This is a genomic window from Bacillus sp. JJ1533 (assembly GCF_036965045.1).
In the GTDB taxonomy this organism is placed as follows: Bacteria; Bacillota; Bacilli; order Bacillales; family Bacillaceae_L; genus Ferdinandcohnia.
Genome location: NZ_JBALOV010000038.1, coordinates 22,894 through 36,984 on the forward strand (window position 1 = coordinate 22,894; position 14,091 = coordinate 36,984).

General features: G+C 38.7%; 14 protein-coding genes and 1 pseudogene. 4 read left to right on the top strand and 11 right to left on the bottom strand.

Annotated elements, in window-relative coordinates; all coding sequences use genetic code 11:
• The first annotated feature begins 73 nt into the window (after positions 1-73).
• A complete protein-coding gene (locus V7138_RS20230; protein WP_335400929.1) occupies positions 74-685 on the top strand; it encodes a biotin transporter BioY in 612 nt (203 codons plus the stop codon).
• 38 nt (positions 686-723) lie between these two features.
• On the opposite strand, the gene V7138_RS20235 is transcribed toward V7138_RS20230, so the two are convergent.
• Positions 724-2,061 carry a Na+/H+ antiporter family protein gene (locus V7138_RS20235; RefSeq protein ID WP_335400931.1) on the bottom strand — a complete coding sequence of 446 codons (1,338 nt, stop codon included), beginning with the start codon at positions 2,059-2,061 and terminating at the stop codon, positions 724-726.
• Positions 2,062-2,246: 185 nt separating this feature from the next.
• Positions 2,247-3,752 carry a leucyl aminopeptidase gene (locus V7138_RS20240; protein ID WP_335400933.1) on the bottom strand — a complete coding sequence of 502 codons (1,506 nt, stop codon included), beginning with the start codon at positions 3,750-3,752 and terminating at the stop codon, positions 2,247-2,249.
• A gap of 487 nt (positions 3,753-4,239) precedes the next feature.
• Here V7138_RS20240 and V7138_RS20245 point away from each other — a divergent pair, with 487 nt between their 5' ends.
• The gene (locus V7138_RS20245; protein WP_335400935.1) at positions 4,240-4,710 is read left to right on the top strand and encodes a divergent PAP2 family protein; all 471 of its coding nucleotides are present in this window, start codon (positions 4,240-4,242) and stop codon (positions 4,708-4,710) included.
• A 28-nt stretch (positions 4,711-4,738) separates the two neighbouring features.
• Here the strand turns inward: V7138_RS20245 and V7138_RS20250 are convergent, their stop codons facing one another.
• The 5 genes from V7138_RS20250 to V7138_RS20270 form a co-directional block, all read right to left on the bottom strand.
• Positions 4,739-5,422, bottom strand: a complete 684-nt coding sequence (locus V7138_RS20250) for a 3D domain-containing protein (protein ID WP_438824386.1) — start codon at positions 5,420-5,422, stop codon at positions 4,739-4,741.
• A 153-nt stretch (positions 5,423-5,575) separates the two neighbouring features.
• On the bottom strand, positions 5,576-5,902 hold the full coding sequence (locus V7138_RS20255; RefSeq protein ID WP_335400937.1) for a YuiB family protein: 327 nt from the start codon (positions 5,900-5,902) through the stop codon (positions 5,576-5,578).
• A 159-nt stretch (positions 5,903-6,061) separates the two neighbouring features.
• The gene (locus V7138_RS20260; RefSeq protein WP_335400939.1) at positions 6,062-7,288 is read right to left on the bottom strand and encodes an NAD(P)/FAD-dependent oxidoreductase; all 1,227 of its coding nucleotides are present in this window, start codon (positions 7,286-7,288) and stop codon (positions 6,062-6,064) included.
• 344 nt (positions 7,289-7,632) lie between these two features.
• On the bottom strand, positions 7,633-7,998 hold the full coding sequence (locus V7138_RS20265) for a HesB/IscA family protein (protein ID WP_335400941.1): 366 nt from the start codon (positions 7,996-7,998) through the stop codon (positions 7,633-7,635).
• A gap of 248 nt (positions 7,999-8,246) precedes the next feature.
• Positions 8,247-8,483, bottom strand: a complete 237-nt coding sequence (locus tag V7138_RS20270) for a YuzB family protein (protein WP_136381291.1) — start codon at positions 8,481-8,483, stop codon at positions 8,247-8,249.
• A gap of 178 nt (positions 8,484-8,661) precedes the next feature.
• On the opposite strand from V7138_RS20270, the gene V7138_RS20275 reads away from it, so the two are divergent.
• Positions 8,662-9,729, top strand: a complete 1,068-nt coding sequence (locus V7138_RS20275; protein WP_335400944.1) for an NAD(P)/FAD-dependent oxidoreductase — start codon at positions 8,662-8,664, stop codon at positions 9,727-9,729.
• 123 nt (positions 9,730-9,852) lie between these two features.
• Here V7138_RS20275 and V7138_RS20280 read toward each other — a convergent pair whose 3' ends face one another.
• On the bottom strand, positions 9,853-10,182 hold the full coding sequence (locus tag V7138_RS20280) for a YuzD family protein (RefSeq protein ID WP_335400946.1): 330 nt from the start codon (positions 10,180-10,182) through the stop codon (positions 9,853-9,855).
• A gap of 130 nt (positions 10,183-10,312) precedes the next feature.
• On the opposite strand from V7138_RS20280, the pseudogene V7138_RS20285 reads away from it, so the two are divergent.
• Positions 10,313-10,622: pseudogene (locus V7138_RS20285) on the top strand (NifU family protein).
• Between the two features lie 176 nt (positions 10,623-10,798).
• On the opposite strand, the gene thrB reads toward V7138_RS20285, so the two are convergent.
• The 3 genes from thrB to V7138_RS20300 are packed head-to-tail and all read right to left on the bottom strand — an operon-like array spanning position 10,799 to position 14,068.
• Positions 10,799-11,716, bottom strand: a complete 918-nt coding sequence (thrB, locus tag V7138_RS20290) for a homoserine kinase (RefSeq protein ID WP_335400948.1) — start codon at positions 11,714-11,716, stop codon at positions 10,799-10,801.
• Positions 11,706-12,773 carry a threonine synthase gene (gene thrC, locus V7138_RS20295; protein WP_335400950.1) on the bottom strand — a complete coding sequence of 356 codons (1,068 nt, stop codon included), beginning with the start codon at positions 12,771-12,773 and terminating at the stop codon, positions 11,706-11,708. Before thrC ends, thrB begins: the two co-directional genes overlap by 11 nt.
• Entirely contained in the window at positions 12,770-14,068 is a 1,299-nt protein-coding gene (locus tag V7138_RS20300) for a homoserine dehydrogenase (protein ID WP_335400952.1), read from the bottom strand. The genes thrC and V7138_RS20300 overlap by 4 nt, the downstream gene beginning before the upstream one ends.
• Positions 14,069-14,091: the final 23 nt, after the last annotated feature.

Genomic DNA, 14,091 nt, shown 5'->3' on the forward strand with positions numbered 1-14,091 from the left:
ATTTTTTTGTTGACATATAAATAATCTTGCTTTACCATTTTGTTAACTACAATAAAGTGGAGGTTAACATATAATGACAACAGTTTCGAAACCACGTATCCGAGCATTAGAAATTACATATATCGGGATGTTTGCAGCCCTCATGGCAATAGGTGCTAACATTACATCAATGGTACCGTTTTTACAGGTTGCAGGGGTTCCATTAACGATGCAAACCTTTTTTGCTGTATTAGCAGGGCTTTTACTTGGGAGCCGATTAGGAGCCATTTCAATGATTGTATATATGCTCATTGGGCTTGCAGGAGCACCTGTTTTTTCAGGCTTTGAAGCAGGAGTAGCCCCCATCATTGGAAGTACGGGTGGATTTATTATTTCTTTTATTGCAACAGCCTTTTTCGCCGGAAAAGTAATTGAACATTCAAATGGAGCACCAACATTAAAGACATTCATGTTCGCTGCGTTTGTTGGTCTTTTCATGAATTATTTCATTGGAACAAACTATATGTATTTCGCATTAAACTTTTGGTTAGAGGTTAAAATGAGCTACGGAGCTGCTTGGGCAGTAATGGCTTGGTTTATTGTTAAGGATCTTGCTTTTACTATATTTGCTGCAGTTATTTCTCCTAGAATATATCGTGCCGTAACTAGAAATGCAGTGAATCCAATTTCAACAAAAGCCTCTTAAATTAAAAATGCCCCACGAAGTTTTCGTGGGGCTGTTCTTTATAGGACAATTGCTGCAATCCAGCCGAATATGATCAGTGGAATATTATAGTGTAAAAATGTCGGTACACATGTATCCCAAATATGATTATGCTGACCATCCACATTTAATCCAGCAGTTGGACCAAGCGTACTATCTGAAGCTGGAGAACCGGCATCACCTAATGCTGCAGCTGTACCAAAGATGGCAATTGTCGCCATAGGGCTAAATCCTAGCTCCATGCATAACGGTATAAAAATAGTTGCAATGATTGGAATGGTTGAAAAAGAAGATCCAATCCCCATAGTAACTAATAGACCTACAATCAGCATCATTAACGCTGCAAGTGATTGATTTCCATTCATTAGAGCTGCTGACTGCTTTACAAGCTCTTCAACATCTCCTGTTGCATTAATTACAGCTGCAAACCCAGAAGCTGTGATCATAACGAAACCAATGAATGCCATCATTTTCATCCCGCCAGTGATCACTTCATCAGCTTGACTCACTTTCATTGAGCCACTGAAATAAAGCACTGTGATACCAGCTAATGCTCCCAGAATCATGCCATCTACATCATAAATTTGTGAAAGTGTTAACTGTACACCTAATGTCACTAACACAGAAAGAAAAGCGAAGGTAATACTCTTTTTAGTATAATTTGTTTTTGTATTTGAGTCGTTTGTTATTTCAATTGTTTTATATTGTTTCGGCTTACGGTAAGAAAAAAAGATGGCGACAAGTAATCCAACAACCATCCCTGCGGTTGGGATCAACATGGCGACTGGAATGTCTCTTTTGGTTACCTCTAATCCACTCTCAAGCATATACTGTTGTAAGAGCCCATGGAAAATCTCGCCGAATCCGACCGGTAGTGCAATATAAGGCGCTGTTAAACCAAATGTAATAACGGTAGCGACCAATCGACGATCAATTTCAAGCTCATTAAATACCTTTAATAAAGGTGGGATTAAAATAGGAATAAATGCAATATGAACAGGTACAAGATTTTGAGATGAAATAGAAATGGCTAAAATGATAAGGATAATCAAAACCTTTGAATAGGTTTTACGTTTGCTATCTCCTTGCTGCCCAACCATTTTTATTGCAAGATCCACCATTGCATCTGGTAATCCTGTTTTCGAAATGGCTACTGCAAAACTGCCGAGTAGTGCATAGCTTAATGCAACTGTGGCATTTCCGCCTAATCCATCCGTAAACGCTGAAACAGTCGTTGCGACATCAAGACCACCGGTAAGTCCTCCGACAATCGCCCCCACTGCAAGAGCAACTACTACATTGATACGACATAAACTTAAAATTAGCATAACAAGCACGGCTATAACAACTGCATTCATGGTGTGAACTCCTTCTTGTAGAAATTTATTTACTCTTGCTTTAGTTTGTTAAATTGGTAGAGAGCTAAATTCCTAAACTACATTATCATAGGTTAGCTGAAAACGTCAATGGAATTTTTTTGTGAGAGAGGGTGTTTGGTAGGGATAAATAAAAGAAGCCTACTCTTTGGTAGACTTCCTAGTAATTATTCTTTTGTTTCGCCAAATCTTTCTACTAAAGTTGCAAGCGTACGGACCATAACCCCAGTTGCCCCTGCAGGTCCTAGGTTATGAGCAGATGTAGTTGTTGCTGTACCAGCAATATCCAGGTGTACCCAAGGTGTATCCTCTGCAAATTCACCAAGGAAAGTACCGGCAAAAATCGCATGACCGTCACGGCCTGGGGAATTATTCAAATCTGCCACCTGGCTTTTACGGACACGCTTTTTATGGTTTTCTGTAATAGGTAGGCGCCAGATTGGTTCACCGGCTTCGATTGAAGCTTCTAACACTTCTTCAAAGAAGTCTTCATTATTTGTCATTGCACCCGTTATATCATTTCCTAATGCTACAATCACTCCACCCGTTAATGTTGCGACATCAACTAAATAAGAGGCCCCATGGAACTTCGCATATGTAATCCCATCTGCTAACGCAAGACGACCTTCTGCATCTGTATTTAGAATTTCGATGGTTTTGCCATTCATTGAAGTCACGACATCGTCCGGCTTAAAGGCTTCACCACTGATCATGTTATCGGTTGATGGGATGACAGCAATAACATTCTTTTCAGGTCGAAGCTCGCCAATAATTTCCATCGCACCTAATACAGCTGCAGCACCACCCATATCCGACTTCATACCAACAATGCCGTCCTTTGGCTTGATCGAATAACCGCCTGTATCAAAGGTAATCCCTTTTCCGACCAGACCTACGACATCCTCCCAGTCTTCTTTACCTTGATATTTAAGGACAATCATTTTGGGTGGCTCTACTGAACCTTTATTTACCGCTAAAAGTGCACCCATACCCAGTTTTTCCATGTCTTCTTTTTCGAGGATTTCTATCTCAAACCCATACTTTGTTCCTATTTCAGTTGCATAATTTGCTAAATCTGTTGCGGTTAGCATATTTCCTGGAAGATTAACAAGTGTTCTTGCGGAGTTTGTACCTTGTCCATATGCATATCCTACTGTTAAACTTGCCTCAACCTCATCTGCATCAGCATCTGTATATATGACAACATTTTCAACTTTCTTTTCTGGTTCGTTTGATTTTTGCTTATAATCAGCAAAATGATAGGTAGACAATGCAAGTGCTTCCCCAAATGCGTGAGCAACATCATGAACACCTACCGCTTCTGTTACAAAGGAATCTAAACCAACGGCGAAGCTTCCAATTTTTGCATCATCAATTTCTTTAACAGCCTTTCCGAAGGCTTCTCTTAGTGATTCGAAGGATTGCACATCTTCCTTTCCCAGTCCGAGAAAATATACACGTTTGATAGGAGCCTTTCCTAAAGTATGTACTTTTGAAACGATATTTTGCTTTGTTGATATATCTCCTTCTTTTAAAAGCACTGTAATTTGACCGTCTACTAAAGAATCTAATTCTTGTGTTAGCCCGGTTGTCTTTTGATTTTTCGCATATAAACCAATTAGTATGGCTTCATGTGCATCCTGCACCTTAACTTCATTTTTTACAGTAAACATCTCAACACCTCCAACTATATTTCACCTTTATATTATAAACTTCGAGTTAACAAATACGCCTTGGCGTATTTGCGTCCAGATTTTTTAGGCCCACACGATGTGGGTCACAAAGACGTTGCCACAGGATGTGGCGATCTTAGTCTTTGACCTTATGCTCGAAAAGTTTCCTTTTAAAATCTGTGGCATCCGCCGGAGGCTTTAACTTTATTCAGCCTGGTCGCCCCCACTGAATAGTATACTCTTATTACATTCATCCGACCACTTATATAGATAAAGGACTTCTGCTCAATAAAGTTAATATTTCATCTTACAACCATTGATTAAGATTTTATTTTGCAGGCTACAGTAAATTCTTTTATAATAGTAGAAAGCTATAAGTGCATATTTTACCCATGATTCTCATAAAATGAAATTTATATTTCCTTGAAAGACATTTTTAATTAAATAAAAAACAAGCGTATTTTTTTAACGAGAGGACGTAGTTTACATGGAGCTTTTTACAAATTTCCCCCTATGGGCGGCCCTTGCTGCAATTGGATTTGCGCAATTTGTTAAGGTCCCTCTGCATTTTATTTTGACCAAAAAAATTGATTGGTCTTTGATTACGAGCACTGGTGGTATGCCGAGCTCACATTCAGCTGCAGTAACGGCCTTAACAACTGGGATTGCCCTTGAGCAAGGAGTTGGTTCACCTTTTTTCGCAATCTCGACCGTATTTGCTGTCATCGTTATGTTTGATGCCTCAGGTGTTCGCAGACATGCTGGCGAGCAGGCTACTGTTTTAAACCAACTAGTTGCGGATTTTCAAAAATTTGCGGAGGATGCAAAACTTTGGCCAAGGCTTGATGAGGCAGGAAAAAGAAGAGAGTTAAAAGAGCTATTAGGGCATAAGCCCATCGAAGTATTTTTTGGCGGTTTAACAGGGATCTTATTAACTTTAGTTCTGCATATTTTATAAAATAAAACAGGCTAATCATTTTAGCCTGTTAACTTTTTTCACCTAATATTTGTTGACGGAAGACCTGCATCGATTTATCCTCATTCATTGCTGCAATTTCTTCTTCAGATATTTTACCATCACCCATTTTAATCACATAAACATCAAGGGTTTTCTTCCCCCATTTATTATAAACATCATTAACTGTTTCATAATACAAATCAATTTTATTCCCTTTAATGGCTCCACCTTTGTCAGCAACCACACCATACCCATAATCGGGGATAAATAGAATCGTTCCAATCGGAAAGACGCTTAAATCTGCAGCAATTGTAGAATACAGATCACGCTTAACCTTCACACCTGAGTAGGTAATCCCATAAGAGGGATGGTTCGCATCTTTACCTGTTGATTCAACTCCTGCGGTGTATCCAGTCGCGACAACTGTTTTTGTCGGGTATTTCGAAAAATCAATAGCCTCTTCGATTGGTATTGTACTTTCAACACTCGAAGCCATAACCGTTTTATTTCCATGAGTAAAAAAGATGAATTTTGAAGCCAATCCTATACCTTTCATCACAACTGTTTGCGATCTCTCTTTTATGTGGTCGCTTGCCCAGTTTGTAAGATCTTTTGTTTGTACTCCTGAAAAAGATTGGAACGTCGTAAATAGTGCAAAAGCCACTAGTATTGTCATTGCACTTCTTCTTAGAATTGTGTTCAAATGAAACACATTTTTCCACTCCTCTCACGACTCTATTTCTTTCCAATTTGGTTTGAAATTATTCGTTTTAGGGTGGAAATTGATTCCAAATAAAAGAAACGTAAGGATTTTATCTCAAAATCCTTACGTTTCTTCTCATCTTACTTATATGAAAGTGACTTTCTAGAACATTCTGTATCCTTTTTTGCGGAGGAGCTTAATGACCACTCCTGATAAAATTGCACCAGCAAGACCGCTCAGCAGAATCGCAATATCTAATGGGGCTAACGTTATAATACTGGTCCCCAAAGAGCGAAATGCAGTTCCAGGGGAGGTGAAATAGTCGAGAAAGGAAACCTCTTGAATAATGGCTATCGCAATAATCGGATAGATAATAGCCATGATCCACGACATCCGTAAAAGCATATTAAGGATGAATCCAATTCCAAAAAATAATACAAAAAACAATAGCATCGAAATTAATAAAATCGGTAAAAAACTAAGTGACATGGCCACTTACCTCCTAGTAACAAATACACAAGCGTCTAAAGCGACGGACAAATCCCCTCCTAGTTTACTAGAGGAATAGAACTTAAGTCAATTGATTTCACTTTGGATAGATGGCTAAAAAAAAGGAATGTGAGTCTCCCCACATTCCTTTACACAATCTTAAAAGAACTTTAATTTACCTTTTTTCAGAACAAGTGATGGACCACCCACGATGAATAGTGCACGATTATCGATTACTTTTTTCATGAATGCTGCTTTAGAACCCCAGATTTTCCTTCCAAATACAACACCGATTCCGTCATGCTCACCTAGTGAACATACAGTTCCTTTGTTATCGAATGAAAATTCGCCAAGCTCACCTTGTCCACGAACTAGAACAGCGATGTTTTTCGCAACCAATGCACCTTGTTGCATTGCAATTTGTGCAGTTGGAGGATATGGGCGATTGATTTCTTCGTTAATAACTAATGAGCTATCTCCAACAAAGAAAATATTGTCATGTCCTGGTGCACGAAGCTGTTTGTCGACCTTCACACGTCCACGCATTGCTTCAAAACCAGAGGCATCGATTACACTGTTACCGCGTACGCCTGCTGCCCAAACGACAGTACCAGCTTTAATTTCTTCAGTAACATCATCCTTACCAACGATGATTCCTTCTGGTGTTCCTTCTTTAATTGCCGTACCGATCTTAAATTCTACACCTTTTTTCTCAAGGTGGTTCACAGCATATTCAACCAGTTCAGGGTCGAAGCCTGGTAATACAGTTGGTGCAGCTTCAACACAATAAATTTTCACTTTATTTTGATCAACATCATATTCACGGCAAAGCTCAGGAACTCGGTTAACGAGTTCTCCTAAGAACTCAATTCCAGTAAATCCTGCCCCACCAACAACAATCGTAAGACGGGTATCGTCTTTTTCTTCTTCTGTATTATAAGTAGCAAATTGATATTCAATATGCTCTCTTATTTGACGTGCTGTATTAACGTTCGAAATCGTAAATGCATGTTCTTTTAAACCTTTAATTCCAAATGTCTCAGATTCTCCGCCCAATGCCACAACTAAATAATCATATTCAACTTGTGAATCATCTTCAAGGATTACACGTCTTCCGTCGGTGTCAATCTTTGCTACAGACCCTTTTACAAATTTCACTTTATGACTACTAATTACATCTTCAACTTGGTAACGTACACGATCTGCATGTAAAGTACCCGCTGAAGCTTCATGTAACCAAGTGGTTTCATAATGATAATCATTTTTATTAACAAGTGTAATCTCAGCTTCGTTTACACCTAATGTTTTTTGTAGGTTAACAATCGTAGTTAATCCACCATATCCTGCACCTAAAACGACGATTTTTGGCTTTCTCACTGTAATCACGCCCACCTTTTCTTTTTTTGCAGTAAAATATCTCTTTCTCCTATTTTCAACTGCATGGTCTGGTTTTATTGATAAAATAGTTTGTGATATCTTTCACGTAAGATACCATGATTGGACATAAAAGATTGAGACATTTGTCAAAAAGTTTTACTATTTAATATCCATATCCTATAATATGCCTTTTATATTGATATTTCAAGTACTTAAGGGGCATTTTTAAACTTAAGAATATTTAAAAAACAACAGTTTTTTACATTTGTAAGAAAATTGTCAATTCGCGAGGTTAAAAGTTGCCACAAAATGGTCAAAAAAAAGTCAAGCTTAAAATAAGCCTGACTTTTGGATTAACAATTTTCAGGTGTTCCAACCTTGGTAGCCGTGCGGAAGGAAGAACCACAACCGCAGGATGCAATTGCATTCGGATTATCGATGGTAAATCCACCGCCCATGAGGGATTGTTTAAAGTCAATTTTTACACCCGTTAAAATCGGGGCATCTTCTTTATTGATTATAATTTTGATCCCGTGTTGTTCATCATGTAAATCCTCTTCATTCACTTCCTGTTCAAAGCCCATTCCGTAAGAAAGTCCACTACACCCGCCACCTTTAACAGCAACACGTAAGTATGAGCCTTCTTCATCATTCTGTTTCATCATATCTTTAATTTGAAAAGCAGCTGCTTCAGAAATAGAAACGACTTGATTTGTCACGTTCGTAACCTCCTTCTTTAAATCAGGTTATTACTATAAGTATAATGTTAAATTCAGTTTGATACAAATAATCCGTTCATTGTAAATTTTTTCTTTCCTTTAGTATAAAATAATATTTAGTTGACCACAATGAGATTATCCCCCGTTTTTTTTAGAAACTCTTCATTATTTAATGGAGAGTTTTCTTTATTTCCACAAGAAAAAGCAGTACTCTGACTGCTTTTTAAAAAATTTATATCAATATTGTATTAGAACATTGGATTTTCTTCTAAATAGGCATAGATGTTTTCAACAAGCTCTTCAGCTGTTTCACCAGTAACTACATCCCCATTTACAAGAGCATAAAGTGACTCAAAACATTGTCCGCAATAACTAAGACATCCATATTCAATAACATCAAGATTTGGATCCTGTTCGAGGATTTCCTTTGCTTTCTCGGAGCCACTTGCCAAATTACTAACACAAAATTCAATGATAGGATTCACTGGTATTTTCACCTCACTACAATTTCTTATCGTACTCTCTTTTCTTCCATTCGTCAATTTTACGGATATGAGTTGTTATTTTGTCACAATTTCGCTATACTTTATGTGGATTTGAAGGATTACAGATAAATAATGAAAACGTTTCAACTAAAGAGAGGAACAAAAGGGGATAATCATCATGAAAAATCTTGTTATACTTGGTGGAGGGTATGGTGGAATGCGAATTTTACATCGCCTGCTGCCGAATCAATTACCCGATGGATTTAAAATCACCTTACTTGACCGAGCACCATATCATAGTTTAAAAACGGAATTTTACGCTCTTGCCGCAGGTACCACTTCTGATTCGCATGTTCGCGTAGCATTTCCAGAACACCCTCGTTTGCACGTAAAATTTGGGGAAGTTACGGGCATTGATTTGAATGAAAAACTGGTTCATGTAAAAGATGAAGAATCAATAAGCTATGATGATTTAGTGATTGGATTAGGCTGTGAGGATAAATATCATAATGTGCCAGGTGCAAAGGAATACACCTATAGCATCCAGTCGATTGATAACGCAAGGCAAACCTACCAGAGGCTTAATAATCTCCCATCTGGTGCAACTGTTTCCATCGTGGGAGCAGGTCTAAGTGGGGTCGAATTAGCAAGTGAACTTCACGAAAGTAGACCGGATTTGCATATTAAGCTTTTCGATCGAGGAAAGCACATCCTTTCCGCTTTTCCAGAAAAATTAAGTATGTATGTGGAAAACTGGTTTGATAAAAACGAAATAGAGATTATTAATAACTCTAATATTACAAGAGTCGAAGAAAACTTCTTATATAATAACGACGAACCTGTCCAAAGTGATGTTATTGTTTGGACAGCTGGTACCCAACCCAATAAAGTTGTTCGTGACTTAGATGTTGAAAAAGACGGAAGCGGTCGTGTGGTTTTAACCCCACAACACAATTTGCCAAATAATGAGCATGTTTATGTTGTTGGGGACTGTGCAAGCTTACCACATGCACCAAGTGCACAGCTTGCAGAAGGGCAGGCAGAACAAATTGTTCAGGTTCTTCTAAAACGTTGGAAAGGTGAGGAGCCTCCAGCTGAGTTCCCTAAAATTAAGCTAAAAGGCGTCCTTGGTTCATTAGGTAAAAAAGAAGGCTTTGGATTAGTGGCCGAACGTCCACTTACAGGACGTGTACCACGTATGTTAAAATCCGGAGTATTATGGATGTATAAGTATCATAATGGATAATGACTATAAAATCGCGGTTATTTATGGAGCCGCGATTTTTTGGTTTTGTGACGGAATACTTCGTTCAGGGACAAACCTACTGATATGACTGACATTTGGCTTTTGGCCCCTACTTTCACTCATTTATTCAGCTGCCTTGTACCCGTATTTCTCCATTTCCGTGTAAATCGTTTTTAGTTTTGGGCTACCTTCTCCGACAACTGTACCTTCTAACACAACGACAGGATAAAACATATCTTCGTCAATAACACGACGAGCAAACGTTTTTTTCTCTTCGTCTCCTGGTGGATCAAAAATATCAATATGTGTAATGTCGAAGGGTTGGTTTGGAAACTTTCTACTCAAGGCTGCTTCAAGCCATTCATAGGTTTCCTTTGAAGAAGGAAGGTTCACACAACTAGGGCAAAGTACTTCTGCACCATACACACAAATCTCAACTTTTTGCTTTTCCATTTCTCGCTCTCCTTTTCCCCAATCGTATCTTTTTTCATTTTACTAAAAATCTGTTAAAATAGACACTGAAAGTAATTTTGAATACATCACAGATTTTCTCAATACGCATATGTAATTAGAAATTGGAAAAATGCTTCTCTTGGTTTTAATAGATTTTTTCCATCAAACAGATTATAATAATTATAAAGGTATGAGGAAAGGAGTCAAACGTTATGGATATTAAAGAGCAAGTACAAGAAGTACTAGACAAACTTCGTCCATTTTTACTTCGTGATGGCGGAGACTGCGATTTAGTTGATGTAGAAGATGGTGTTGTTAAGCTTCGTTTATTAGGTGCTTGTGGAACATGCCCAAGCTCTACAATCACATTAAAGGCTGGAATTGAACGCGCATTATTAGAAGAAGTTCCAGGTGTAGTCGAAGTTGAACAAGTTTTCTAATAAATAAATGAATGTGATCGATGCCTCAATTTTTTGGGGCATTTTTTTTATGCATGTGAATGACTTGTGATCATAATTTTATAATAGTGGCAGTAATTCAGATTTAGTGGCAGTATTGTCAATAACCGGAACGTTTCAATTCAAAAAGCGAAACCTATTAAGTGGTTTCGCTTCTTTTATTCATGCACCGAAAGGGAAGTTAACGTACTGCCATTTTTCTCAATCGATACTTCTTCGACTTGATATCCTTCAAATACAAGGGAGAGATCCGCCTTTAGCTGTTTACCTCGTCCACTTTCGGTAAAGCAAATGACGGTTGGCCCAGCTCCACTAATGGCAACGCCGAATGCTCCCGCTTTCTTAGCAACTTGATGAATGCTGTTAAATTCCGGAATGAGTTTTGCGCGATATTGCTGATGGAATAAATCCAGCTCCATCATTTTCCCCATTAATTCAAGGTTCTTTGTTAAAATAGCCGCAATCATTACATTGCTAATGGAGCTAGCTTTTACTGCTTCTTGATAGGATAATTCTGTCGGCAAAACATTACGAGCATCCTTGGTCTTTAGTTCATAGGAAGGAATAACAACCACCATATCAAAGGCTACATCATTCACATGTATAAGATCAGTGTCCTCACTTCCACGATGGCTGCCAATGACTAAGCCTCCAAATAACGATGCCCCAACATTATCGGGATGTCCTTCAAAATCACAGGCTAATTCAAGCTTTTGTTGATTGGTAAGTTGAAGATCACAAAGTTCATTTACAAGCTCAATTGCCGCAATAATGGCTGCTGCACTACTTCCAAGACCTCTTGCTAACGGAATTTTACTGTCTACATAAACCTTGCAGGAAGGTAGCTCACATGAAAAAGTCTGGGCTACCTTTGCTGCGATTTGATAGATAAAATTTTCTTTATCTGTTGGCGTATCTGCAATTTCCTCTGATTGCGGAACAAACTCCCATTGATTACTTGGTTCGACCTGAAGAGTTAAATATCGGTTGACCGCCAATCCTAAAGAATCAAATCCAGGTCCAAGATTTGCTGTGCTTGCTGGTACTTTTATTTGAAAGGCTTGATCAAACTTCATGTAAAACGGCTCCTCGAATATGATCATAAACAGCCTTTTCATCGTTAGGCAATACAACCGGTTTAATTGAAGCTGCTTCAATTGCAATATTAGGATCTTTTAACCCATTTCCGGTTAGAACAGCAACGACTTTGCTACCTTTTTTAATTTCACCGCTGCGCACTTGCTTGATGACGCCAGCAATCGATGCACAAGAGCCTGGCTCAGCAAACACGCCTTCTTTTCGTGCTAATAATTGATATGCTTCAAGGATTTCATCATCTGAAACCTCATCAATTTTACCGTTTGACTCACTTGCAGCTGCTACAGCTTTATCCCAGCTTGCAGGGTTTCCAATTCGGATTGCAGTTGCAACAGTCTCAGGTTCTTCAATGACTTTATTTTTAACAATTGCCGCTGCACCCTCTGCTTCAAATCCATGCATCTCAGGAAGGCCGGTATTATGACGCTCGTGATATTCTTTAAATCCCTTCCAGTATGCTGTGATATTCCCTGCATTTCCAACTGGAATTGCCAATACATCAGGAGCACCGTCCAGCTGTACACAAATTTCAAATGCAGCTGTTTTTTGTCCTTCAATTCGATATGGGTTTACAGAGTTTACAAGAGTAATTGGTGCAGTTTCACTGATATTACGAACCATCTTTAATGCATGATCGAAGTTCCCTTCGATTGAAATGATTTCAGCACCATACATGACTGCCTGCGCTAATTTACCCATTGCAATCTTACCCTCAGGGATAACAACGATACAGCGAAGTCCCGCTCGAGCTGCATATGCCGCTGCTGCTGCTGAAGTATTTCCAGTTGACGCACAGATAATTGTATCGCTGCCTGCTTCAACGGCTTTCGCAACCGCCATCACCATACCACGGTCTTTAAAAGAACCTGTTGGGTTTGCTCCTTCAACTTTTACATATAATTCAACACCAAGATCCTCTGAAATGGAATGTAGCGGAATTAATGGTGTATTTCCCTCATTCAATGAAAGCATTGGAGTATTTGTATTTACCGGTAAGTATTCGCGAAATTGTTGTAAAAGACCTTGCCATCTCATGCTTGGTTTCCTCCTTCAACTCGATAAGAGCTTTTCACATCTTCGATAATTTGTAGATCTCTAAGCTGTACTAAAATTTCCTCGTAGTCTTGTAATGATGCTTGATGAGTGACAAGGACAATTTCAGCTAAATCTTTATTCTTTAACGGTAATTGAAGGATTTTCTCAAAACTTACACCGCGTTCAGAGAAGAGGGATGTGATTTTTGCAAATGCCCCAACTTGATCCTTTACGTGGATACGTAAGAAGTATTTTGAGAAAATCTCAGAGTCGTCTTTTAATTTTTTCTCATATTGAGGTGAAACAGCACTAAGCCCATTAACCCCAAGTCTCATATTTTTCATAACAGCCACTAAATCTGAAACAATCGATGTAGCAGTTGGTAAACTTCCTGCCCCTGGTCCATAGAACATTGTTTCCCCGACTGCTTCTCCATACACATAAACCGCATTATACTCGTCATTTACTCCTGCAAGTGGGTGTAATTCCGGAAGTAGTGTTGGTTGAACACTTACTTCAACTTTCTCTCCCTTACGATGTGCAGTGCCGATTAACTTAAGCACATAGCCTAAACGCTTGCTATATTCGATATCATCGCTTGTTACAGAAGAAATCCCTTGAACGCGAACATCTTTCAGTTCGATATTCATGGAGTATCCTAATGAAGCGAGAATGGCCATCTTTCTTGCTGCATCAAGTCCTTCCACATCTGATGTTGGGTCTGCCTCAGCATAGCCAAGCTCCTGTGCTTCTTTCAATACTTCCTCATAGGCGCTGCCGAATTTGCTCATCTTGGTTAAAATAAAGTTTGTTGTTCCGTTCACAATCCCCATCATTTTAATGATTCGGTCAGATGCAAAGCCATCGACTAAACCGCGTAGGATTGGAATCCCGCCTGCAACACTAGCTTCATAGAACAAGTCACACCCGTTTTCAGTTGCAACTTTTAATAGTTCTGGCCCATATAACGCCATTAAGTCCTTATTGGCCGTAACAACATGTTTTTTATTACGTAGCGATTGAAGCACTAATTGTCTTGTATCCTCTACTCCACCCATTACCTCAATGACAACATCAATATCAGGATCTTCAATCACATCATTTGCATTTGTAGTCAAATAGGATGGATCAATTTCAACAGTTCGATGTTTATGAATATCTTGAACTAATACCTTCTTTACTTCTATTGGGCATCCAACTTGATGCATTAATTTATCTTGATGATTTTTTAAAATCGTTACGACGCCACTGCCAACCGTACCTAATCCTAATAATCCAACCGAAATACTCTTCATTTTTTATTCCGCCTCTCCTGTAT